Genomic DNA, 21,169 nt, shown 5'->3' with positions numbered 1-21,169 from the left:
TGCGTCAGGAGCGCGCCTTCATATTAGGTGCCTTGCGACCGCGATATTTCACCGTGAGATCAAGCGGCACGTCATTTTCGTCATAGACGCCAATGATAACGCCGCGCCCGCCGGATTTCCTGCGCATCTCCAAGAGTTGTTCTTCGCTACGGGTCGTGCGCTGTGATTGGCGACGGGTCCAGGCAAAGAGTTTGTCATACATTTCGGCGATGACCTCCGCGTGCGGGTCACTGTCACCTAGGTCGTAGAATTCCTCCGGATCGGCCTCGAGGTCGAAGAGCATCGGGCGATAGCCGCCTTCAAAGTGGATGAGTTTCCAGCGTTCGGTCGCGACCATGAACATCACCGCATCACGCACCGGGATGTCGTTCTTATCGGCCACAGGCGACGCGGAATAGTCATACTCGCAGATCACGTAGTCCCTCTGTGTATCTGCCGTTTCGCCGCGCACGATCGGCAATAGGCTTTCACCCTCGAGGATATGCAAGGCAGGGGCACCACCCGCGACCTCCACGAAAGTCGGAGCGAGGTCTATGCTCTCGACGAGCGCATTGCAGACCGTTCCACGCGTTGCATCGGCCTCGGGTGAGGGATCATAGATGATGAGCGGCACCTTGATCGCTGCGTCTTGGAAAAAGGTCTTTTCGCCCATCCAGTGATCACCCAGAAAATCGCCGTGATCGGAGGTCAGGACGATCATTGTGTCGTCCATGCGCCCTGTGTCTTCCATCCAAGCAAAGAGACGTCCCATTTGGTCATCTGCCTGTTTGATAAGGCCCATATAGGCGGGGATCACCGCGTCGCGCACGTCCTGGCGGGAAAACGCCTCGCCAACCTTGGTTTCCATAAAGGCCTTGAAGATCGGGTGCGGGTTCTCCCGTTCACGCTCGGACCGGCTCACCGGAGGGACATGCTCTGGCCCATACATTGAGGCATAGGGTTCGGGCACGATATAGGGCCAATGTGGCTTGATATAGGAAAGGTGACAGCACCACGGGCCGTCATGGCCGTCCATAAACTCCATGCCGCGCCCAGTCAGGTAAGGTGTCTCGCTATCAGGTTCTGCGATATTGGCGGCCTCAGCGCTATTCTTCAGGAACCAGCCCGAGAGCACGTTGCCATCCTCGTCAAGGCCGGAATTCGCGAAGTCATGCCAAGGGTTGTCGCTCTCATAACCTTTTCCACGAAGCCACTCATTGTAGGATTTGGCACCGTCAGGATCATAGAACCCCTCCGGTCCCTCCGGAAGCATGCCGTCATCCCGCTCAAACACGTCAAAACCGCATTCGGCAACCCGCGCACCAATAAGGGAATCCGGCTCAAGCCCGAGACGCGCCATGCCCTCTGCATCGGCGCGCATGTGGGTCTTGCCAACCAGATAGCACTCCATACCCACCTTGCGCAGGTGATCGCCCATCGTCATCTCGCCAACTTTGAGCGGGATGCCGTTCCAACTTGCCCCATGAGAATGCACGTAGCGCCCGGTATATGTGCTCATCCGGGAGGAGCCACAAATCGGCGACTGGATATAGGCGCGGTTAAAGCGAACGCCCATGGACGCCAACCTGTCGATATGCGGGGTTTCAAGATGCGCATGTTTATAGCAACTTAGATAGTCCCAACGCAGTTGATCGAACATGATGAAAAGAATGTTCTTCGGCGCAGACACGGTCTTTTAACTCCCCATTTTTTCGGGAACAGTAGCCCGGAAAATGGGCCAACGGAAATGGCTGGGCCGCGATTCTTTTTTGACGTTTCCCCGACGGCGCATGTCGGGAATGAACGCGCAGGATTCGGTTTCCCGCTTCAGTTTGCCCGGATACACCAAAATGGGAGACAGGATCATGCCGGCAGGTAAGGCCCCTTTTTCGCTTGCAGAATATGACCGCCGTTTGGCAAAGACGCGCGCCGCGATGGCCAAGGCAGGGCTCGATGCCATCTTTGTCACAGACCCCTCGAACCAAGCCTGGTTGACGGGTTATGACGGTTGGTCCTTCTACGTCCATCAAGGCGTGATCGTTCCAATGGAGGGCGAGCCCGTCTGGTGGGGGCGCTACATGGATGCGATGGGCGGTCTGCGGACCTGCTGGATGGCCGAGGAGAATATCGTTGGCTACGCGGACAACTATGTACAATCGACCATACGCCACCCGATGCAAGATCTTGCCGGTCACCTCAAGCGCCTCGGTCTTGAGACAACACGGATCGGTGTCGAGATGGAGAACTACTATTACTCTGCGAAGGCTCATGCGGTCCTGACCGAAGAGCTGCCCAGTGCGACACTTATAGACGCCACGGCACTTGTGAACTGGCAGCGGCTCGTGAAGTCCGAAGAAGAGATCGGCTTTATCCGCAAGGCGGCACGGATCACGGAGAAGGTCATCCATACCGCAATCGAGCGGGCAGAACCGGGCTTGCGCAAGAATGAACTGGTCGCCGACATCTATCACGCGGGGATCGTCGGCGTGGACGACGACTGGGGCGATTACCCGGCCATTGTTCCACTGACGCCCTCGGGGCTTGATGCGACGGCGGCGCACCTGACCTGGAATGGTGATGCCATGCGCGCTGGTGAAGCGACCTTCTTTGAGCTTTCGGGCTGCTATCGCCGCTACCACGCACCGCTTTGCCGGACGATCTATCTTGGCACGCCGCCACAGGATATGCTGGATGCCGAAAAGGCCCAGCTTGAGGGGATTGCCGCAGGCCTCGAGGCCGCGCGCGCAGGCAATAGAACCTCGGATGTCGCAAATGCCTTCCTTGCAGTGCTTGAAAAACACGGCATCAAGCGCGAAGGTCGTATGGGGTATCCGATCGGGCTGAGCTATCCGCCGGACTGGGGCGAGCGCACCGCGTCGATCCGCACCGAGGATGAAACCATTCTCGAACCGGGCATGACCTTCCATTTCATGCCGGCGCTATGGATGGAGAGCTGGGGTCTGGAGACCACCGAGACCATCCTGATTACCGAAGACGGCCCCGCCGAGACGCTTTGCGATGTGGACCGCAAGCTGTTCGTGAAAAACTAAAAGGCGCTCCGCCAAGGCGTGGTGCTCCGGGAATGCACATATGACGATAATGACCGTGTCCAAGACGTTGCTTGAAGAGGCCAAGGCGCTTCTGGGTGAACTGATCGCCTTCGAAACCGTATCGAGCGCGAGCAATCTCGACATGATCGCCCATCTCGCGCGGCACCTGCAAGAAAGCGGGGCCGACGTCGAGATCCTGCATGACGAGACCGGCACCAAGGCCAATCTCTTTGCCACAATCGGACCGCGCAAGGACGGCGGAATTGTCTTGTCTGGACATTCCGACGTCGTCCCGGTTCTGGATCAGGACTGGACCAGCGATCCGTTCCGCATGGAAGAGCGCGACGGCAAGCTCTATGGCCGCGGCACCTGCGACATGAAGGGATTCATTGCAGCGGCCGTTGCGATGGCACCTTTCTACGCGGCGCTGAACCCAACGCGCCCGATCCATTTCGCCTTTACCTATGACGAGGAAGTCGGCTGCTTCGGAGGGCAGGCGCTTGCCAATAGCCTCAAGGAGCTTGGACTTAAACCGGCGGTGGCGATTGTGGGAGAACCGACCTCGATGCGGATCATCGAGGGGCACAAGGGCTGTTACGAATACACCACCCGTTTTACCGGCCTCGAAGGCCACGGCAGCGGACCGGAACGTGGTGTCAACGCGGTCGAATACGCCGTGCGCTATGTCTCCAAGCTCTTGGAACTTAAATCAGAACTTCAGGCTCGCGCGCCCAAGGAAAGCCGCTTTGATCCGCCTTGGACAACGATCAACACCGGCTCTTTGGTCGGCGGCGTGGCCCATAATGTGATCCCCGGCAAGGCCCAGATCGAATGGGAGATGCGCCCGGTGCAGCGTTCGGACGCGGATCATGTCAAATCCGTCCTGGCGGCCTTTTGCGATGAGGAACTCCTGCCGCAGATGCGCGCCGTCTGCCCGGACGCAGGTATCGAAACCGAGGTCATCGGAGAGGTCGATGGGCTTGAACCAGTCGACCAGAACGAGGCGCGCGATATCGTCATGGAGCTCACTGGTGCCAATGGGGCCGATCTCGTGCCGTTCGGTACCGAAGCAGGTATCTTCCAAGGCCTCGGCATGAATGTTGTCGTCTGCGGTCCTGGCTCGATCGAACAGGCGCACAAGCCTGATGAGTTCCTTGAGGTTGAGCAACTCTCGCAATGCCTCGCGATGTTGGGTAGGCTCTCGCATAAACTGGTCTGACCCAAGAGGCAGCAGATATGCAGATCTTCGCAACGGCGCTCTGGGATGCGCTCAACCGGTTCCTCAACAAGGGTGGCACGGTGCGGGCGAGTCATGTCGCGCTCTCGATGATGCTTGCGATCTTTCCCTTTTGCCTCCTGGCCTTATCGCTTGCCGGCGTCGTGAGCCGGATCGGCCTGACCGGGTCCGAGACCGAGTTGGGCGATATCCTCAACCTCGTGTTCGGGTCGTGGCCTGACACGATTGCCGACCCCATCGAAGGAGAGGTGCGCGCGGTGATGGAGACCAGCGATGGATCAATCATCACGCTTGGTGCCTTGCTGACCATTCTTTTTGCCTCGAACGGGTTCGATGCGATCCGCATCGCTGTCAGCGAGGCTTATCATGACCGGGATCCGCGCCCCCTCTGGAAGCGCCGACTTATCGCCGCCGGGTTCGCAGTCGGCGGGGCATTGTTGGTAACAGTCTCGGGGCTTTTTGGTGTGGTGATCCCGGTCTATGTGCGACTTGTCTCGGAGTACGCGCCGATCCTGCATCTTGATATCGTGACCCATGAAACGGTCGTATTTTGGCTCACGAGTTTCGTGCTTCTGGCCGGTCTCGTGGCGATCCACAAATGGCTGCCGGGCGTCAAACGTCCTTTGAAAGCGATTTTGCCGGGGGTCATCCTCACGGTGGTTCTCTGGGTCATCATCGCCTATGGATTCGATTTCTACGTGCGCAATTTTCCAACTTATTCCGTAACTTACGCAGGGCTCGCCGGGGTCATTGCGGCTCTGGTCTTCATGTACCTGATGTCCGCGGTGCTTGTCCTCGGAGCGGAATACAACGCGCGCCTTGGCGAGATTGCACAAGCCCGCAGGCGCCAAAGCTCATAAGAGCGGCGAGAACAGCCGCGCCACCGGGGCAAGGAGGCGAATCCAAAGCGGCTGAGCCGAAAGGGGCTTAGTCAGGGGCGTGCTCTTGTCGAAGTCAGCCTTGAGCATCTCCGCCACGGCGCTGGCCGCTTCCCTATCAAAGATCAGGGCAGTGGCTTCGAAGTTCAATCGGCAGGACCGGCTGTCGAGGTTGATTGTCCCAACCGAGGCTATCTGGTCGTCCACCACCATAGATTTCTGGTGCATAAACCCGGTGTCATAGAGATAAATCCCCACACCAGCCTCGCGCATCTCGTCAAAGCAAGCGTATCCGGCAAGGAAGGTGGCCCAGTGATCGGCCCGCGCAGGCACCAAAATCCGCACATCAACGCCTCGCATGGCCGCGACTTTGAGAGCCGACATCACATCACCCTCGGGGACGAAGTAAGGGGACGCTATCCAAAGGCGCACCTGTGCCATCTGCGCGGCCGTACAGAAGTAGAGCGTCCCGGTTTCAAACTCATCGGCAGGGCCGCTGGCAAGGAGGAGGGCGTCCTTGTCGGCAGCGGCGGTTCCCGCCTCCCAGTTCAGGTATTCGAACAGGCTTTCATCCGTGGCCCAAATCCAATCCTCGCAGTAGACCAGTTGAAGCTGCGACACGACTGGCCCATGAAGCACGCAGGCGGTATCGCGCCATGGTCCCATCGCCCCGTGGCCAAGGTATTCGTCTCCGACGTTGAGACCGCCGATAAAGCCCTGTTTTCCATCAACAATCACGCATTTTCGATGATTGCGGAAATTGATCTGGCGGCGGTTGCTCGGCCCGCGCAGGGCGTTGCTATCGAGGATGCGGATACCGGCCTTGGTTAGTCGCTTGAGATAGGCGCGTGTGAGGCGTGAGGAGCCAATCGCATCATAAAGCACATAGACACGCACCCCACGTGTGGCGGCTTGGCGCAGGCGCTCTGCAAGCGCGGCGCCGATCTCATCATCGCGCAAGATATAGAACTGCAGAAGGATATATTCATCTGCGGCGTCTATCATATTGAAAATACGCGAAAATGTCTCTTCCCCATCAATCAGGAGCTCAAAGTCGTTCCCCGACAAGACCCGCGAAGCTGCGAGCCGCTCAAAGGCGGGAAAGGGTGCGGGGTTTCCTTTCGGCGGAAAAAGCTGGCGGGCCTGTTCTATCCCGTCGAGCACACGCTGCGAGGCACGGCGGGCCACGACATAGCCAAGATGTTTACGATGGCCGAGAAAGAGGTAGCTGATCACCGCGAGGTAGGGCGCGGCAAGAAGGAAGACGACCCAAGCCACGGCCCCTTGTGGGGTTCGGGCGCTACGCATGGCACGCATGGCAAAGATCACCGCGACGACCTCGAGGAGGATCAGGGCAAAGAGAGAGAGACTTGCCGTCAAAGGGGGCTCCCGGGCGATGGTTCTCTCAAAGCCTAGCCCCTTCCCGACGCGGTTGCAAAGGCGGGGCGACGCAACGACGAATGCGGCAGTGATTGCGCGCGCAAGAGAAGGCGCTATGCTCCCCTCCGAGGAGATTAGAAGAGGGAGGGAAGCTTTCATGCAGAGCAGCATCGGGGCGTTTTTCAAAGAAAAATCAGAGCATTACCGGAAGAACGAATTTCTTGCCGTGCCTGCAGATGCAGGCCGCGCCTATCACCCTGACGGCTATGCGATCAGCTATGAAGAGGCCGGCCAGCGTGTCCAGCGCTGGCAAGACAGGCTACAGCGCGCTGGCTACGGCTTTGGCGACCGGGTCGCGGTTCTTCTTGGCAATCGGCCCGAGATGATGCTCTTGAAGCTTGCTCTCAACGGTTTGGGGATGAGCTGGGTGCCTGTAAACCCGGACTATCGGCCAAACGAGGTGGCGTACCTTCTTGATGACAGCCGGGCTTCGCTCGCCATTGCCGCGCCGGAACTTGCCGCTCTGATGCGCGACGGGATCGCGGAGGCGGCGCGCGACGTGGCGATGGTGGAGATGTCCGAAGATCTGCCGGACCTGCCGCTAGGGACGGGCGGCGCCGAAGGCGTCATCGATGGGAGCACGGAGGCGAGTCTGATCTACACCTCTGGCACGACCGGACGGCCCAAGGGCTGTATCCTGAGCCATGCATACGAGCTCGATATGGGGCGATGGTATGCGACGCGCGGCGGGTTGATCGACTTTCGAGATGGTCAGGATCGTATCTACAATCCACTTCCACTTTTCCACGTAAATGCCGGAATTATAACGTTTTATTGCGCGATCGATAAAGGCAACTGCCAGATTATCCCAGAGAGGTTTCGGGCCAATTCCTGGTGGCGCGAGCTTTCGGAAACAGGGGCGACCGTGGTGCATTACCTCGGCATCGTGATCCCGGCCTTGATGAACCTGCCCGAGAGTCCGTGGGACCACACCCACAAGGTGCGTTTTGCCGTGGGGGCCGGGGTTGAACCGACGTTGCATCGGCCGTTTGAAGAGCGGTTTGGGTTCCCCTTGATCGAGGTCTGGGGCATGACCGAGATGTGCCGCATCCTTGGCGACAACCACGAACCCCGCCAGATCGACACCCGCGCCATGGGGCGACCGTCTCCGGGTCTCGAGGTACGCGTGGTCGATCAGGACGACAATGAGGTGCCCCGAGGCACCCCCGGCGAGATGACCCTGCGCTATAGCGCCGAGGAGCCACGGCGCGGATTCTTCTCGGGCTATCTCAATCTGCCGGAGGCGACGGAAGAGGCGTGGAAGGGCGGTTGGTTTCATACAGGCGACACGGTCGTGATGGATGAGAGCGGGATGGTGTTTTTTGTGGATCGCAAGAAAAACATCATACGGCGCAGTGGTGAAAACATTGCTGCGGCCGAGATCGAAGCCTGTTTGCAGGAGCATCCCAAGGTTGAAAGGGTGGCTGTTTTGGCGGTCGAGGACGCGATGCGGGACGAAGAGGTCATGGCCTGCGTAACCGTCACGGGCACCACAGATGCGGCGATGGCGGACGACCTTTTTGCGTGGTGTTTCAAGCGGTTGGCCTATTACAAGGCGCCCGGCTGGATTCGGTTTGTGGACGAGATTCCAGTAACTGGAACCCAGAAAATCCAGAAACACGCGATGTTTGCCGAAGGGCAAGACCCGACCGAGGGGGCACATGATTTCCGTCCTCGCAAGAAGCGGGGTTAACGGCGAATCTGACCCTGAAACGGGGGGCGGTATCACGTCGGTATTTTGTCGGTATTGCGTCGGTGGAGAGCGCGGATTGTTCCGGGTAACCGAACGTGCGGTGGTTAATCTTCTGAGAAACAAAAAGAAGAGGGCAAGCGGTCATGCGACCAGCTTGCCCCCCTGTGATGCTTAGCAGTACGTGAACGCCAGATCAGGCGCGGCGACGACGGCCCCCGGTGCGCCCACCACGGCCACGGCCTTCCTGACCGGGTTTGGCGGGCTGCTTGTTGAAGGAGATCCAAGCGGCGCCACCATCGTCGTTGTTGGTCAGCAGGTTGGCGGCGCGGATGGCCTCCATTTCCTTGCCGGCGCGCGCCTTGGTCGAACCCATACCGAACATCTGCACGAAGGCTTCGTCGTCCATATCCTCGGGCAGGATGATGCCTGCGGCCTGAACCTCAGCCTTCTTCTCGGCAATCTTGGTGGCGTTGATCGGGAGCGCGACCGGGTTCATGATCGCCGAGGTCATGCCAGTGGCCATGGCCATCGGCAGGAAGGCGTTGTTGACGCCGTGACGGTTCGGCAGACCGAAGGAGATGTTCGACGCGCCACAGGTGGTGTTCACGCCGAGCTCGTTGCGGAGGCGACGGTTCAGTTCAAAGACCTGAAGGCCAGCGGTGGCCATGGCGCCGATCGGCATGACGAGCGGGTCGACCACGATGTCATGCGCGGGGATGCCGAAATCGGCGGCGCGCTCGACAATCTTCTTGGCGACGGCGAAGCGGACCTCGGGATCTTCCGAGATGCCGGTGTCGTCGTTGGAGATCGCCACGACCGGGACGTTGTATTTCTTGACCAGCGGCAGAACCACTTCGAGACGCTCTTCCTCGCCGGTGACGGAGTTGAGGAGGGGGCGGCCTTCGGCGGCTTCGAGACCAGCTTCGAGAGCGCCGGGCACCGAAGAGTCGATGCAGAGCGGGCAGTCGGTCACGGCCTGCACGCGTTTCACGAGTTCGCGCATCAGGTCGGGTTCGACGAAGTTGTTGTCGGCGTAGCGCGGGTCTTCGGCCATCTTGTTGGAAAAGACAGCGCCCGAGTTGATGTCGAGCACGGTGGCCCCAGCGGCCACCTGTGCCAGAGCATCAGCTTCGACGCGGGAGAAATCTCCACGCTCAAGCTCTTCGTTGAGGATCTTGCGACCCGTGGGGTTGATGCGTTCGCCGATAACGGTGAACGGCTGGTCAAACCCCATGATCGTGGTTTTCGACTTCGATTCGATGATTGTACGGGTCATTGGTCGTCCTTCAGGAAGCGTTTGCGGGCGTGGTCGAAGAGCCGCCGTTCTCGATGGCCCAGGTGGCGTTGGTCTTGATACCGCCAAGCGGGAAGAAGTGCACCTTCTCGATGTTGAAATCCGGGTTCGCGGCTTTGTGGGCGGCAAGCTCGGCAATCACGTCGGTCGGCTCGTAGGGCAGGAGCAGCTTGGAGACATCCATGGCGCGCTTCTGAAGCACCTTGAGCGAGGGGCCGACGCCACAGGCGATGGCAAATTTGATCAGGGTCTGCAGCTTGGCCGGACCGGCGATGCCGATATGGATCGGCAGGTCGATACCCGCGTCCTTGAGGCTGTCGGCCCATGCGATGATCGGCTTGGCGTCAAACGCGAACTGGGTCGCGAGCGCCATCTTGGCATCGGTGGTTTCCGAGAATTTCTGTTTCCAGCGCAGGGCATCCATGACGTTGGCCATGCTGCCGTCGGGATCGATGTCCTTGTTGCCTTCCGGGTGCCCGGCGACGTGCAGGTTGGTGAATCCCGCCTTGTCGAAGGCGCCGGTCTCGAGGAGCTGCATCGAGCTGTCGAAATCGCCGTGGGGCGTGTCGACGCCACCGGCAAGCAGGAGCGCCTGTTTCACGCCAGCTTCGCCCTGATACATGGCGATCCAGTTCTCGAGCGTCGCCTTGTCCTTGATGATGCGCGCGGGGAAGTGCGGCATCACCGGATAGCCTTCGTCGGCGAGACGCTTGGCGGTGGCGACCATTTCCTCGATGGGCGTGCCTTCGATATGGGCGATGTAGACGCGCGTGCCTTCGGGCAGCAGGTCGCGGAAGTTTTCAACCTTGGCGGCCGTGCGCGGCATGACCTCGATCGAATAGCCTTCGAGGAAGGCAACGACGTCGGCAGAGGCGCCGATGGGGCCTTCGGTCTTTTTCCTGAAATTCAGCAGTGCCATCATGGCCTCCCAGAGTGATGCGCGGGTCATGCCCAGCCTTCGTTGTCGATCAGCGCCTTGAGGCGGTCCTGATCAAATTCCGTATCGAGACGGGCCGCTTCGGCCTCGGCCACGTCAGCCGCCTCGCCCTCCACCGGGTAGGGATCTGCCTTGCGCCATTCAGCCAGGTAAGCGTCGGCATCCTTGGCGCCGATCTTCATGGCCGCACGGTCAATCGCCTGTTCGAAACGCTCGGGGAGCTGTTTCTTGGCGCCACGACGCCCTTTGCCCACAATCACTTGGGCCGGGATATCGCGCCAGTAGACGACAGTCACATCAGGCATGGTTTGATTCCTTCCGGTTAACGCATTCTTCCTAGGACAGCGCGCCCGACGGACAGTGCACGTTTTCGACAGAACACTCGTCAAGTGCGACGCGCACGCTTGTAACGGAGCCAAGACAGAGAGGCACACGCATATTCTTCATGTTCATGATGAGGGGAAGCTGCGGTGTTGCTATTGCGCGGGCGCCGGGGAGTGACTAGGTTTGAGGTAACTCGAAATGGAGGGCGTGACTGATGGCGCCCAAGCGTCCCAAAGGTGCGGGCGCATTCCCGAAACCGGTTGAGAGCCCCGCGCCGAAACCGCCCGATCCCAGCGAACTTTATGCCGCGCTGGATCTGGGCACCAATAGTTGCCGCATGTTGATTGCCCAGCCAAAGGGCAATCAATTCCATGTGGTCGACAGTTTTTCGAAATCCGTGCAACTCGGGGCAGGCCTCGAGAGCACCGGGCGTCTTTCGCGCGGCTCGATGCGGCGCACGGTGCAGGCGCTTCGGATTTGTCAGCAGAAACTCAAACGTCACAAGGTCAAGCGGATGCGGCTTGTCGCGACGGAGGCCTGTCGGCGGGCCAAGAACGGGCGCGATTTCATGCGTCAGGTGACTCGCGAGACGGGGCTGCGGCTCGACATTATCAAGCCCGAAGAGGAAGCGCGGCTCGCGGTGATTTCCTGTGCGCCGCTGGTCAGCATGAAGACCGAGCAGCTATTGGTGGTGGATATCGGGGGCGGCTCGACCGAGCTGGTCTGGATCGACCTCAAGGCGGTGCCGCCGCGCGAGCGCCCGAACGCGATCATGCGGCTGCATGCGGGGTTCCATGATCTTGGCAGCCCGTTCCCGGCGGCCAAGGTGGTGGATTGGATCTCGGTGCCGTTGGGTGTTGCGACGCTTCGGGATCAGTTTCAGGACGTGGAAGACGATTCCGCGCGGTTTGCGCTGATGAGTTGGTTCTTTGAAGAAAACCTTGCCGAGTTCGCCCCCTACAAGGAAATGCCGCCGAGCGAAGGGTTTCAGATCATCGGCACCAGCGGCACGGTCACCACGGTCGCGGCCTCGCATCTTGGGTTGCGCCGCTATGACCGCACCAAGGTCGACGGGCTTCGGATGACGACGGAACAGATCGACAAGGTGATCCGCAGTTATCTTGACCTTGGGCCGCAGGGGCGGCGGCAGGATCCGCGGATCGGCCAGGATCGTCAGGCGCTCATCATGTCGGGCGCAGCGATTTTGCAGACTTTGATGCGGTGCTGGCCGACGGACCGGCTTTCGGTGGCGGACCGGGGGCTGCGCGAGGGGCTTCTTTATGCACAGATGAGCGCCGATGGCGTGCTTGAGGGCACGCCCTATTGACGGGGGCGCCAAGTCTTCTAGAAGACTTGGCCCGGGCAGGATTTTCCAGAAAATCCTGAGACGCGAGAGGATAAGACCATGGCGAAGACACCGAGCGGCAAGAACACATCGGGGCGCGGACAGCGCGACCTGACCGTGAAGGTCAAGACGGCGCGGGGGCGCAAGCTCTCTTCGACGCGGTGGTTGCAGCGTCAACTTAACGATCCTTATGTGAAACGCGCGCAGGCCGAGGGCTATCGCGGGCGCGCGGCGTTCAAGATCATGGAGCTGGACGACAAGTATCGCTTCCTCGTGCCCGGTGCGCGGGTTGTGGATCTTGGCTGTGCGCCCGGTGGTTGGTGTCAGGTCGCGGTGAAGCGGGTCAATGCGCTGGCCGAGAAGCCGGGCAAGCGGGTCGGCACGATCCTCGGCGTCGATCTTCAGGAGGTGGAGCCGATCGCGGGCTGTGAAATCCATCAGCTCGATTTCATGGAAGATGACGCGGATATTCAGGTCAAGGAGTGGCTTGGCGGCAAGGCGGATGTGGTCATGTCGGACATGGCGGCGGCCTCATCGGGCCATAAGCAGACTGACCACTTGCGGATCATGGCGCTTTGCGAGGCGGCGGCCTATTTCGCCTTTGACGTGCTCGACGAGGGCGGCACCTTTGTGGCCAAGGTTCTGGCCGGGGGGGCAGAGGGCGAGTTGCAGAAACTGCTCAAGCAGAAATTTACCAAGGTCGCCAATATGAAGCCACCTTCGAGCCGCTCGGATTCTTCGGAGAAATTCGTCGTCGCGACCGGGTTCCGGGGCTAGCCCGCACGGCGCAATGACTGACAGGCGAGATCGCGAAACGCCGTGAGCTTGGCCGCGGTGAGCGGCGTGTCTTCTTCCGGTCCAAGGCGCGGGGGGCAGGCCTCATGCGCTTGTTCATCCTGACGAATCAATTCGAACAGACGCGCGTGGCGTGGAGGTTGGGCAGGTACAAACCTGTCCCGCATGACATGTTGCATGGGCAGCGATCCCGAAATGGCAAGTGACGCGAGCAGACGCGATAGGCCGTAAAGATCGGTTAAGAGCAGGGCAAAAAGGGCTCTGAAATGTGCCTTTTTCAAGGAAACTGCGGTGATGCCCGCCAGCGTCCGGCAAGGAATTGCCCAAAATGTCGCATTCGCACTCGGCAAGGCGGATATGGCGCGTTACACTTTTGCCAGAGCGTGCCCCGACGGGTGTGAACGGGGCGCCATCACAAGGAGTTTCCATGCGCTATCACAAGCCCGCGTCTTTCGCGCAAGCCATTGATATCGCCAGCACATCCGAAGGGATCACACGGTTCCTCGCCGGTGGCACGGATGTGTTGGTACAACTGAGAGCAGACATCGTCTCGCCGGATGATCTTATCGACATCAAGCATATTTCCGGGGTCCGCGAGATCACCAAACGCGCCGATGGCGGCTATGATATTGGCATTGCCGTGAGTGGCGCGGAAATGAGCGAAGACGACGTGCTCATGGCCGATTGGCCGGGGCTCGTCGAGGCAATGGACCTGATCGGATCGACTCAGGTGCAGGGGCGCGCGACGCTTGTCGGCAATCTTTGCAATGCCTCTCCGGCGGCGGATTCCGTGCCTGCGATGATCGCCGCGGGGGTGACGCTCACCGTCGAGGGACCGACCGGCGCACGCGAGGTTGCGGTCGAGGATATCCCGACCGGACCAGGCAAGACAGCGCTCGAAAAGGGCGAAATGATCACCAAGGTGCATGTCCCGGCGCGCGGCGAGAACGCGGGCGATGCCTATCTGCGGTTCATCCCACGCACCGAGATGGATATTGCGGTTGTGGGCTGTGGTGTGAACCTGCGCCTCGAGGGCGACACGATCACCGAGGCACGCGTCGCGCTTGGTGCCGTGGCCCCGGTCGCGGCACTGGTGCCGGAGGCGGCCAAGGCGCTCATCGGCACGACGCTTGACGAGGCCGCACTTGCTGCACTGGCCAAGGCGGCGCAGGAGGCCTGCAACCCGATTGACGACAAACGCGGCACGATTGCCTTCCGCACGGACGTGGCCGGTGTGTTGGCGCAGCGTGCGGCAAAGATCGCCTATGCGCGGGCGAAAGGAGAGACGAAATGAGCTTGGTTCATGTGACCACGAAAGTGAACGGCGACGAGGCGGAATTCCTGTGCGAACCGCGTGAGACGCTTCTTGACGTGCTGCGCGACCGGCTTGGTCTCACGGGATCGAAAGAAGGCTGTGGCACCGGCGATTGCGGGGCGTGCAGCGTTACAATCGACGGGCGGCTTGTGAGCTCGTGTCTTGTTCTTGGCGTCGAGGCCGAGGGCAAGGAGATCGCGACCATCGAGGGCATGGCGCAGGGCGAGGCCCTGCACCCGCTTCAGCGCAAGTTCATCGAACATGCGGCGCTGCAATGCGGGTTCTGCACGCCGGGCATCCTTGTCGCGGCAAAATCGCTTCTCGAAAAAGACCCGGACCCGAGCGAGGAGGACATCCGCTATTGGCTGGCGGGGAACCTCTGCCGCTGCACGGGGTATGACAAGATCGTGCGCGCCGTGCAGGACGCGGCGAAAGAAATGCGGGAGGGCGTGTGATGGCCTTTGATCAGGAAAAAGACCAGTTCCGCGTGCTTGGCACGCGACCGGACCGCCCGGATGGGCTCGACAAGGTGACGGGCAAGGCGCGCTATGGCGCGGATATGTCGGCCTCGGGAATGCTGCATGGCGCTATCGTGCGCAGCCCGCATGCGCATGCGCGTATCGTTAAGATCGACGCCAGCAAAGCGCTGGCCATGAAGGGGGTGAAGGCCGTGGTGACGCGGGCCGATTTCCCGGATGGGCAGAAAGGCGAAGACTGGAACATCATGGAAAACTGCATGGCGGGCGAACGGGCGCTTTATGACGGGCACGCGGTCGCAGCCGTTGCGGCGACGACGCCGTGGCTTGCCCGCGATGCGGCCAAGGCGGTCGAGGTCGAATATGAGATTCTGCCGCATGTGACGGATGTCGATAAGGCCATGCAAGACGGCGCACCGGTGATCCGCGAGGGCGCGGCGAACTATTCGGTGCCAGAGGGCATGCATCCGAATGTCGTCCGCTTCATCGAATTCGGCCATGGCGATGTGGAGAAGGGCTTTGAAGAGGCCGATGTCGTCATGGAGAACTCCTATACGACCGAGGCGACGCACCAGGGGTATATCGAGCCGCATGCCTGTCTTGCACAGATGGGCAGCGACGGGCGCGGCGAACTTTGGTGCTGCACCCAAGGGCATTGGTTCGTGCGGCGCATGTCGGCGGCCTGCCTTGGGATCGAGGTCAGCAAGCTGCGGGTGACGCCTTCGGAGATCGGCGGCGGCTTTGGCGGCAAGACGACGGTGTTCATCGACCCGGTGGCCTTAGCGCTTAGCCGCAAGGCGGATCGGCCGGTGAAGATCGTGATGAGCCGCGAAGAGGTTCTGCGTGCGACAGGCCCGACAGCGGCGGCAAGCATGGACGTCAAGATCGGCATGACCAAGGACGGCAAGATGACCGCCGGCAAGGCCGTGTTCCGTATGACGGGTGGCGCCTTTCCGATGGCGCCGGTGGATTCGGCGCTGGCCTGTGCCTTTGCCTGCTATGACCTCGAGAACGTCCAGCACGAGGGCTATGACGTGATGTCGAACCGCCCGAAACAGGCGGCGTATCGCGCGCCGGGTTCGCCCATGGCGGCGTTCGCGGTCGAGAGTCTTGTCGACGAGATGTGCCGCGAGCTGAAGCTTGATCCGCTTGAGGTCCGCCTCAAGAACGCGGCCAAAGAAGGGACGAAATCGAGCGCGGGGCCGACCTATCCGCGGATCGGTCTTGTCGAGACGCTCGAAGCGGCCAAGGCGCATCCGCATTTCACGGCGCCACTCGGACCTAATCAAGGGCGTGGGATTGCCTCTGGGTATTGGATGAACTGGGGCGGGGAAACCTCTGTTTCCCTTGCACTTTCCGAAGATGGCACCGTGACGGTTTCGGTCGGCACGCCAGATATCGGCGGCTCGCGCGCATCCGTCGCGATGATGGCGGCCGAGGCGCTTGGCGTCGAATATGAAGACGTGCGCGTCAACGTGGTCGAGACGGGTGCGCTTGGCGTCAACGAGCCGACACATGGCAGCCGTGCGACCTTTGCCACCGGGCTTGCCACGATCGAGGCCGCGACGCAGGCAAAGAAAACGCTCTGTGAACGCGCGGCGGCAAAATGGGGCATCGACGCCGAGGCGGTGATCTGGGAAGACGGCTGTGCCAAGCCCTCGGGGCCGAACGCCGGCGAGTTCCCACCGCTCAGCATTGGCGAGATCTGCGCCAAGATGGGCCGCACAGGCGGGCCGATCTCTGGCCACTTTGAAGCCACGCCGATGGGCTTTGGCGGCAGTTTCGGCACCCATATCGTCGATGTCGAGGTGGACCCCGAGACCGGGCACACAAGCGTCGTGCGCTACACGGTGGTACAGGATGCCGGGAAAGCGATTCACCCGTCCTATGTCGAGGGCCAGTTCCAAGGTGGCGCGGCGCAGGGCATCGGCTGGGCGCTGAACGAGGAGTATATCTATGGCGAGGATGGGCGGCTCCAGAACCCGATCTTCCTTGACTACCGCGTTCCCGTAGCCTCGGACCTGCCAATGATCGATACGGTGATTGTCGAAGTGCCGAACCCCGGCCATCCCTATGGTGTGCGCGGCGTCGGGGAGACAGGGATCACGCCACCGCTTCCGGCGATTGCCAACGCGGTCGCGGATGCAACGGGTCAGCGGCTTCGCGGCTTGCCGGTTTCGCCTCCAAAAATCCTCGCGGCGATAAAGGGTTAGAAGACATGGTTGACGTGACACTCTGGTCCAGCATGCGGCGTTTTGCCGACGGGCAAGAGACCGTCAGCGTCGCCGGAAACACGGTTGGCGAGGTTCTGCAGAACCTCGTCACCAGCTATCCGGGCCTTGAGCCGGTGATCGAAGACGGCGCCTCGCTTGCCGTGAATGGCGAGTATGCGGGTGACAGCCTCCAGATGGAAATCAAAGAGGGCGACGAAGTCTTTCTGCTTCAGCGGGTCAGGGGCGGATAAAAGGCCATAACCGACCGCTCTTAGGCAGTCGTTTTCTTGAACCATGTCAGGAAGTTATGGCGGAGAGACAGGGATTCGAACCCTGGGTCCCCGTGAAGGGACAACGGTTTTCGAGACCGCCCCGTTCGACCACTCCGGCACCTCTCCGCGGGGGTCTGTGGAGGCGTCGTTTAATGATCTTTCGCAGGGGGTGCAAGGGGGGTTTTGACATTGTTTGAGAATTCCTGTGCGATAGGCTCATTCAAGCTCTGAACGGAGGGTAAGACACATGATGCAACGGGTTTTCCTTGGACGCCTTCTGTCGCTTGGGGTCGTGAGTTGTTTCACCCTTGCGATCATGGTCTTGCCGGCGCGTGCCGCGGACCGGGCCAATATTGAAGCGTTTCTCACCACGACGGGCTTTGATGTGGCAATCGAGTCCATCGCGCTCTCGGCGGAAAGCGCGCCAGAGATGCTTGGCCTCGATGCGAGCGATTTCGGCATTGAATGGAAACGCGTCTCGGAAGAGGTCTTTGACCCGGCGATGATGCGGGAGCGGGCGATGGATATCCTTGAGGAAACGCTTGAGGATGATCTGCTCGACCACGTGGCGGCCTTTTATGCGAGCCCGCTTGGCGCGGAGCTTGTCGCGGCGGAGAACGATTCGCATATGGCAGACGAGGACCACAAACGCGAAGCAGGCAAGGCGCTGGTTGCGGAGATGGTGGTCGACGGGGCGGGGCGGATCGACCTGCTTGAACGCATGAACCATGCCATTGACCCCAATGACGTTGGCCCGCGGGCCGCGCAGGAAATCCAAATCCGGTTCTTGCTCGCCGCGTCCTATGCCGGGGTGATCGAGCTTCGGATGGACGAAGCCGGATTGCGCGCGGCCTTAAAGGAAAGCGAAGGCGCGTTGCGGCGCGACATGGCGGCCTCGGCCCTTGTCAGCGCGGCATATACCTATCGCGCGTTCTCGGATGAGGACATCCGGACCTATGCCGAGGCGCTTGAAGACCCGCGTATGCAGACGGTCTATGAGCTCATGAATGCGGTGCATTACGACATTATGATCAACCGCTTTGAAGCGCTGGCCGGGCGCATGGGCGATCTGAGTCCGGGCGAAGAGCTCTGACCCTAGCCGCGATTGCGTCGGAACCGGTCGGTCACGGGGAAGGGCGGTAGCCAAGTCTCGCGCCGCTCGGTCCATGTTTCATAGTCAGGCAAGAAACGATCGGGTTCATCAAGCGCTCCGAGATGGATTTCGACCTCATCGCCCGTCCGGGCAAAGACAGATGAGCCACAGTGCGGACAAAAGGCGCGGCCCTCATAGGCGCGCGTCTCACCGGTGATCGTTACTGCGCGCGCGGGAAAGATCGCGGCAGCGTAGAATAGGGCGCCATGATGTTTGCGACAGTCGAGACAATGGCAGATTCCGGTACGATCCGGCGCACCATGGGCGACAAAGCGTACCTTGCCACAGAGACATCCGCCTTCGACCTGTTCCATCGGCTTTTCCTTCGACTTCTCTCATGGGGCAGTCTATAGAGACGGGCGCGTTTTGCCATCCATCGTGCCGGCTGCGGAAAGCGGTAAGTTATCCCTTGACAGTCGGGCCGATGCAAAGGATAAGCGCGCAATCCGGCGTAAGGACCTCCTTGCGCCGTGTTTTGTTGAAACTACGTCCGGGCCAGATTGCCCACAAGGACGCGCGGTTCGAGGCGGCAACAGCCACAAACACCCGGATGGGGGCCACAGAACGCGGCAAACGCAAAGGAATAGGGCATGTTCGCAGTCCTCAAGACCGGCGGCAAGCAGTACAAGGTACAGGCAGGCGATATCCTGCGTGTCGAAAAACTGGCTGCAGACGCTGGCGAAAAAATCCAATTCAACGACATCCTGATGCTCGGCGGTGACAAGACCGTTGTAGGCGCGCCGCTTGTTGATGGCGCCGCTGTTCAGGCTGACGTGATCGACCAGATCAAAGGCGAGAAGGTCATCAAATTCGTCAAGCGCCGTCGTAAGCACTCGTCGAAGCGCACCGTGGGTCACCGTCAGAAACTGACCCTCGTGAAGATCACCGAGATCCTCGCATCGGGTGCCGACAAGTCCGGCGTCAAAGCCGCTGTGGGCGCTGGTTCGGTTGCGGGCGTGGCTGTTGCCGCTGCTGCTCCGAAGAAAGCCGCTAAGAAGCCCGCTGCCAAGAAGGCAGAGGCTCCGGCCGGCGCGGACGACCTCAAGAAGCTCTCGGGTGTTGGCCCGGCGCTTGAGAAGAAATTGCTCGAAGCAGGCGTGACCTCCTTCGCGCAGATCGCGGCCTGGACCGACGCGGATGTTGCCGAGTTCGACGAAAAACTGTCGTTCAAAGGCCGCATCGAGCGCGAAGGCTGGGTTGAACAGGCCAAAGAACTGGCCAAATAAGCCGTAGAAACAGGAGACAAGCGATATGGCACATAAAAAAGCTGGCGGTAGCTCCCGTAACGGACGCGACTCTGCGGGTCGTCGCCTCGGCGTCAAGAAATACGGTGGCGAAGTCGTCATCCCTGGCAACATCATCATGCGTCAGCGCGGCACCAAGTGCTGGCCGGGCGAAGGTGTTGGCATGGGTAAAGACCACACCATCTTTGCGACCGTCGAAGGCAACGTGAAGTTCCACAAAGGCCTCAAGGGCCGCACCTTTATTTCGGTTCTCCCGGTGGCGGAGGCCGCTGAGTAAGCCGACCTTAAAGGCCATGTGACATTTAGGGGATCGGCGTCAAAGCCGGTCCCTTTTTTCATTTTGAGCAGGAGCCACGCGATATGACAGTGGCTGTCGTGACATTCACCGCATTTGCCGCGAGCCAGATCGCGACGCCGGGGCCGGCCAATATGGCCCTGATGGCGACGGGCGCGCGCTATGGGTTTGCCGCAGCCTTGCCGTTTGTCGCCGGGGTGGCGCTTGGCAAGCAGCTCATCATCTGGCCGATCGGGTTCGGGTTGATGTCGCTTGCGCAGTCGGTGCCGATCCTGTTCGAGGCGCTGAAATGGATTTCGGCGGCGTATATCTGTTGGCTCGCTTGGCGGGTCGCGCATCTGCGGCTCGCGCCGGATGGGGCACAGGTGGGTGACGCACCGGGGTTTCGCGCCGGGCTGATCGTGCATCCCTTGAACCCCAAGGCCTGGGCGATGATCGTCACGGGGTTTGCCAATTTCGTGACCCCCGGCACGCCGGTCTTGCAGGCAACGGCCACCATCGCCATCTGTCTTCTGGCCTGCCAGATGGTGTTTCACCCGATCTGGACCTTTGCCGGGGACCGGATTGCGCGCCTCGTCGCAGGGCGTCCGGCAGAAAAGTACCTTATGAGAACACTGGCTGCGTTGACCGTGGCCTCGGTTCTTTATGTGTTGTTTTGAGGAGGGCACACATATGAAACACGATACGATCGTGACCCAACCCGTGATCGAAACCGACCGGTTCGCACTGCGCCCGGTCCGGCGATCTGATGAAGGGTTGATCGCGCTTTATGCAGGGGACGAGGAGGTCGCCCGCAACACATCGTCGATCCCGCACCCGCTTCCGCCGGGCAGCGTCGAGGCGTTTATTCAACGCGCCCAGTCTGAGGACCGGATCGAGGACGTCTGGGTCATGGATGGCAGCGCCGCGAATGGCGCCGAAGTCATGGGCGTGATTTCTCTCAAGCGCGTGGACACCGGCAAAGCCGAGATCGGCTACTGGGTCGCGTCGGCGTTCTGGAACACAGGTTTGGCCTCGGAGGCGGTTGCGGCGCTTATCAAGGCGAACCCGCTTGAGCTTGATACCATCTATGCCACGGTGTTTCAGGACAACCCGGCCTCGGCCCGTGTCCTGACCAATACCGGGTTTCAATACTTGGGCGACGCGGAAACGTTCTCGATCGCGCGGGATGCGACCGTCCCGACATGGACGTATAGTCTGAAACTGGATTGAGGCAGGCCTCGCTTGAC

General features: G+C 60.6%; 22 protein-coding genes and 1 tRNA gene. 15 read left to right on the top strand and 8 right to left on the bottom strand.

Annotation, left to right across the window (positions count from 1 at the left end):
• Window positions 1–4: 4 nt before the first annotated feature.
• Window positions 5–1,669, bottom strand: a complete 1,665-nt coding sequence (locus tag R1W01_RS05580; RefSeq protein WP_297758966.1) for a sulfatase-like hydrolase/transferase — start codon at window positions 1,667–1,669, stop codon at window positions 5–7.
• Window positions 1,670–1,844: 175 nt separating this feature from the next.
• Between R1W01_RS05580 and R1W01_RS05575 the strand changes: the two genes are divergently transcribed.
• The 3 genes from R1W01_RS05575 to R1W01_RS05565 are packed head-to-tail and all read left to right on the top strand — an operon-like array spanning window position 1,845 to window position 5,126.
• Window positions 1,845–3,029: a M24 family metallopeptidase gene (locus R1W01_RS05575; RefSeq protein WP_297758969.1), complete on the top strand. Its 1,185-nt coding sequence runs from the start codon at window positions 1,845–1,847 to the stop codon at window positions 3,027–3,029.
• Between the two features lie 40 nt (window positions 3,030–3,069).
• Window positions 3,070–4,248 carry an acetylornithine deacetylase gene (gene argE / locus R1W01_RS05570; protein ID WP_297758972.1) on the top strand — a complete coding sequence of 393 codons (1,179 nt, stop codon included), beginning with the start codon at window positions 3,070–3,072 and terminating at the stop codon, window positions 4,246–4,248.
• A gap of 17 nt (window positions 4,249–4,265) precedes the next feature.
• Window positions 4,266–5,126, top strand: a complete 861-nt coding sequence (locus R1W01_RS05565; protein WP_243612777.1) for a YihY/virulence factor BrkB family protein — start codon at window positions 4,266–4,268, stop codon at window positions 5,124–5,126.
• Here the strand turns inward: R1W01_RS05565 and cls are convergent.
• Window positions 5,121–6,524, bottom strand: a complete 1,404-nt coding sequence (gene cls, locus R1W01_RS05560; protein WP_297758976.1) for a cardiolipin synthase — start codon at window positions 6,522–6,524, stop codon at window positions 5,121–5,123. The genes R1W01_RS05565 and cls overlap by 6 nt on opposite strands.
• 157 nt (window positions 6,525–6,681) lie before the next feature.
• Here cls and R1W01_RS05555 point away from each other — a divergent pair, with 157 nt between their 5' ends.
• Window positions 6,682–8,277 carry an AMP-binding protein gene (locus R1W01_RS05555; protein ID WP_297758979.1) on the top strand — a complete coding sequence of 532 codons (1,596 nt, stop codon included), beginning with the start codon at window positions 6,682–6,684 and terminating at the stop codon, window positions 8,275–8,277.
• 193 nt (window positions 8,278–8,470) lie between these two features.
• Here the strand turns inward: R1W01_RS05555 and R1W01_RS05550 are convergent, their stop codons facing one another.
• Genes R1W01_RS05550 through R1W01_RS05540 form a run of 3 tightly spaced genes read right to left on the bottom strand, consistent with a single transcriptional unit; the run spans window position 8,471 to window position 10,813 of the window.
• Window positions 8,471–9,553 (bottom strand): methyltetrahydrofolate cobalamin methyltransferase, encoded by a 1,083-nt coding sequence (locus R1W01_RS05550; RefSeq protein WP_297758982.1) that lies wholly within the window; start codon window positions 9,551–9,553, stop codon window positions 8,471–8,473.
• A 10-nt stretch (window positions 9,554–9,563) separates the two neighbouring features.
• Window positions 9,564–10,490: a methylenetetrahydrofolate reductase gene (locus R1W01_RS05545; RefSeq protein WP_297759184.1), complete on the bottom strand. Its 927-nt coding sequence runs from the start codon at window positions 10,488–10,490 to the stop codon at window positions 9,564–9,566.
• A gap of 26 nt (window positions 10,491–10,516) precedes the next feature.
• A complete protein-coding gene (locus R1W01_RS05540; protein WP_243612781.1) occupies window positions 10,517–10,813 on the bottom strand; it encodes a virulence factor in 297 nt (98 codons plus the stop codon).
• Window positions 10,814–11,046: 233 nt separating this feature from the next.
• Between R1W01_RS05540 and R1W01_RS05535 the strand changes: the two genes are divergently transcribed.
• Complete coding sequence (locus R1W01_RS05535; protein ID WP_243612782.1) at window positions 11,047–12,159, top strand: Ppx/GppA phosphatase family protein; 1,113 nt, start codon at window positions 11,047–11,049, stop codon at window positions 12,157–12,159.
• Between the two features lie 78 nt (window positions 12,160–12,237).
• On the top strand, window positions 12,238–12,954 hold the full coding sequence (locus R1W01_RS05530; protein WP_243612783.1) for an RlmE family RNA methyltransferase: 717 nt from the start codon (window positions 12,238–12,240) through the stop codon (window positions 12,952–12,954).
• On the opposite strand, the gene R1W01_RS05525 is transcribed toward R1W01_RS05530, so the two are convergent.
• The gene (locus R1W01_RS05525; protein ID WP_317275041.1) at window positions 12,951–13,151 is read right to left on the bottom strand and encodes a hypothetical protein; all 201 of its coding nucleotides are present in this window, start codon (window positions 13,149–13,151) and stop codon (window positions 12,951–12,953) included. The genes R1W01_RS05530 and R1W01_RS05525 overlap by 4 nt on opposite strands.
• 248 nt (window positions 13,152–13,399) lie before the next feature.
• Here R1W01_RS05525 and R1W01_RS05520 point away from each other — a divergent pair, with 248 nt between their 5' ends.
• The 4 genes from R1W01_RS05520 to R1W01_RS05505 are packed head-to-tail and all read left to right on the top strand — an operon-like array spanning window position 13,400 to window position 17,227.
• The gene (locus R1W01_RS05520; protein ID WP_243612785.1) at window positions 13,400–14,266 is read left to right on the top strand and encodes an FAD binding domain-containing protein; all 867 of its coding nucleotides are present in this window, start codon (window positions 13,400–13,402) and stop codon (window positions 14,264–14,266) included.
• On the top strand, window positions 14,263–14,742 hold the full coding sequence (locus R1W01_RS05515) for a (2Fe-2S)-binding protein (RefSeq protein WP_243612786.1): 480 nt from the start codon (window positions 14,263–14,265) through the stop codon (window positions 14,740–14,742). The genes R1W01_RS05520 and R1W01_RS05515 overlap by 4 nt, the downstream gene beginning before the upstream one ends.
• Window positions 14,742–16,976, top strand: a complete 2,235-nt coding sequence (locus R1W01_RS05510; protein WP_243612787.1) for a xanthine dehydrogenase family protein molybdopterin-binding subunit — start codon at window positions 14,742–14,744, stop codon at window positions 16,974–16,976. The genes R1W01_RS05515 and R1W01_RS05510 overlap by 1 nt, the downstream gene beginning before the upstream one ends.
• Window positions 16,977–16,981: 5 nt before the next feature.
• Window positions 16,982–17,227 (top strand): MoaD/ThiS family protein, encoded by a 246-nt coding sequence (locus R1W01_RS05505; RefSeq protein ID WP_243612788.1) that lies wholly within the window; start codon window positions 16,982–16,984, stop codon window positions 17,225–17,227.
• A 57-nt stretch (window positions 17,228–17,284) separates the two neighbouring features.
• Here the strand turns inward: R1W01_RS05505 and R1W01_RS05500 are convergent.
• A tRNA-Ser gene (locus R1W01_RS05500) sits at window positions 17,285–17,374 on the bottom strand.
• A 121-nt stretch (window positions 17,375–17,495) separates the two neighbouring features.
• Here R1W01_RS05500 and R1W01_RS05495 point away from each other — a divergent pair.
• Window positions 17,496–18,341, top strand: a complete 846-nt coding sequence (locus R1W01_RS05495; RefSeq protein WP_297758992.1) for a DUF2059 domain-containing protein — start codon at window positions 17,496–17,498, stop codon at window positions 18,339–18,341.
• A gap of 2 nt (window positions 18,342–18,343) precedes the next feature.
• Here the strand turns inward: R1W01_RS05495 and R1W01_RS05490 are convergent, their stop codons facing one another.
• Window positions 18,344–18,715 (bottom strand): GFA family protein, encoded by a 372-nt coding sequence (locus tag R1W01_RS05490; protein ID WP_243612790.1) that lies wholly within the window; start codon window positions 18,713–18,715, stop codon window positions 18,344–18,346.
• Between the two features lie 276 nt (window positions 18,716–18,991).
• Here R1W01_RS05490 and R1W01_RS05485 point away from each other — a divergent pair, with 276 nt between their 5' ends.
• From R1W01_RS05485 to R1W01_RS05470, 4 genes are all read left to right on the top strand, one after another.
• A complete protein-coding gene (locus R1W01_RS05485; protein WP_243612791.1) occupies window positions 18,992–19,627 on the top strand; it encodes a 50S ribosomal protein L21 in 636 nt (211 codons plus the stop codon).
• 25 nt (window positions 19,628–19,652) lie between these two features.
• Window positions 19,653–19,922 carry a 50S ribosomal protein L27 gene (gene rpmA / locus R1W01_RS05480; RefSeq protein WP_243612792.1) on the top strand — a complete coding sequence of 90 codons (270 nt, stop codon included), beginning with the start codon at window positions 19,653–19,655 and terminating at the stop codon, window positions 19,920–19,922.
• Between the two features lie 83 nt (window positions 19,923–20,005).
• On the top strand, window positions 20,006–20,599 hold the full coding sequence (locus R1W01_RS05475; protein ID WP_243612793.1) for a LysE family translocator: 594 nt from the start codon (window positions 20,006–20,008) through the stop codon (window positions 20,597–20,599).
• A 13-nt stretch (window positions 20,600–20,612) separates the two neighbouring features.
• Complete coding sequence (locus R1W01_RS05470; RefSeq protein ID WP_243612794.1) at window positions 20,613–21,152, top strand: GNAT family N-acetyltransferase; 540 nt, start codon at window positions 20,613–20,615, stop codon at window positions 21,150–21,152.
• The last annotated feature ends 17 nt before the right edge of the window (window positions 21,153–21,169 follow it).

The sequence above is a fragment of the Shimia sp. FJ5 genome, from assembly GCF_032918335.1.
GTDB lineage: Bacteria > Pseudomonadota > Alphaproteobacteria > Rhodobacterales > Rhodobacteraceae > Shimia > Shimia aestuarii_A.
The sequence above is the reverse complement of the archived record's forward strand: the minus strand, read 5'-3'. Positions and strand labels throughout refer to the sequence as shown.

Coding starts and splice junctions, on each gene's coding strand:
- R1W01_RS05505 (WP_243612788.1), top strand. CDS start 16,982: ATGGTTGACGTGACACTCTGGTCCAGCATGCGGCGTTTTGCCGACGGG.
- R1W01_RS05490 (WP_243612790.1), bottom strand. CDS start 18,715: ATGGAACAGGTCGAAGGCGGATGTCTCTGTGGCAAGGTACGCTTTGTC.
- R1W01_RS05520 (WP_243612785.1), top strand. CDS start 13,400: ATGCGCTATCACAAGCCCGCGTCTTTCGCGCAAGCCATTGATATCGCC.
- R1W01_RS05550 (WP_297758982.1), bottom strand. CDS start 9,553: ATGACCCGTACAATCATCGAATCGAAGTCGAAAACCACGATCATGGGG.
- R1W01_RS05515 (WP_243612786.1), top strand. CDS start 14,263: ATGAGCTTGGTTCATGTGACCACGAAAGTGAACGGCGACGAGGCGGAA.
- R1W01_RS05565 (WP_243612777.1), top strand. CDS start 4,266: ATGCAGATCTTCGCAACGGCGCTCTGGGATGCGCTCAACCGGTTCCTC.
- R1W01_RS05535 (WP_243612782.1), top strand. CDS start 11,047: ATGGCGCCCAAGCGTCCCAAAGGTGCGGGCGCATTCCCGAAACCGGTT.
- R1W01_RS05510 (WP_243612787.1), top strand. CDS start 14,742: ATGGCCTTTGATCAGGAAAAAGACCAGTTCCGCGTGCTTGGCACGCGA.
- R1W01_RS05545 (WP_297759184.1), bottom strand. CDS start 10,490: ATGGCACTGCTGAATTTCAGGAAAAAGACCGAAGGCCCCATCGGCGCC.
- R1W01_RS05495 (WP_297758992.1), top strand. CDS start 17,496: ATGATGCAACGGGTTTTCCTTGGACGCCTTCTGTCGCTTGGGGTCGTG.
- R1W01_RS05525 (WP_317275041.1), bottom strand. CDS start 13,151: ATGCAACATGTCATGCGGGACAGGTTTGTACCTGCCCAACCTCCACGC.
- R1W01_RS05475 (WP_243612793.1), top strand. CDS start 20,006: ATGACAGTGGCTGTCGTGACATTCACCGCATTTGCCGCGAGCCAGATC.
- R1W01_RS05530 (WP_243612783.1), top strand. CDS start 12,238: ATGGCGAAGACACCGAGCGGCAAGAACACATCGGGGCGCGGACAGCGC.
- R1W01_RS05470 (WP_243612794.1), top strand. CDS start 20,613: ATGAAACACGATACGATCGTGACCCAACCCGTGATCGAAACCGACCGG.
- R1W01_RS05540 (WP_243612781.1), bottom strand. CDS start 10,813: ATGCCTGATGTGACTGTCGTCTACTGGCGCGATATCCCGGCCCAAGTG.
- R1W01_RS05555 (WP_297758979.1), top strand. CDS start 6,682: ATGCAGAGCAGCATCGGGGCGTTTTTCAAAGAAAAATCAGAGCATTAC.
- argE (WP_297758972.1), top strand. CDS start 3,070: ATGACGATAATGACCGTGTCCAAGACGTTGCTTGAAGAGGCCAAGGCG.
- R1W01_RS05575 (WP_297758969.1), top strand. CDS start 1,845: ATGCCGGCAGGTAAGGCCCCTTTTTCGCTTGCAGAATATGACCGCCGT.
- R1W01_RS05485 (WP_243612791.1), top strand. CDS start 18,992: ATGTTCGCAGTCCTCAAGACCGGCGGCAAGCAGTACAAGGTACAGGCA.
- rpmA (WP_243612792.1), top strand. CDS start 19,653: ATGGCACATAAAAAAGCTGGCGGTAGCTCCCGTAACGGACGCGACTCT.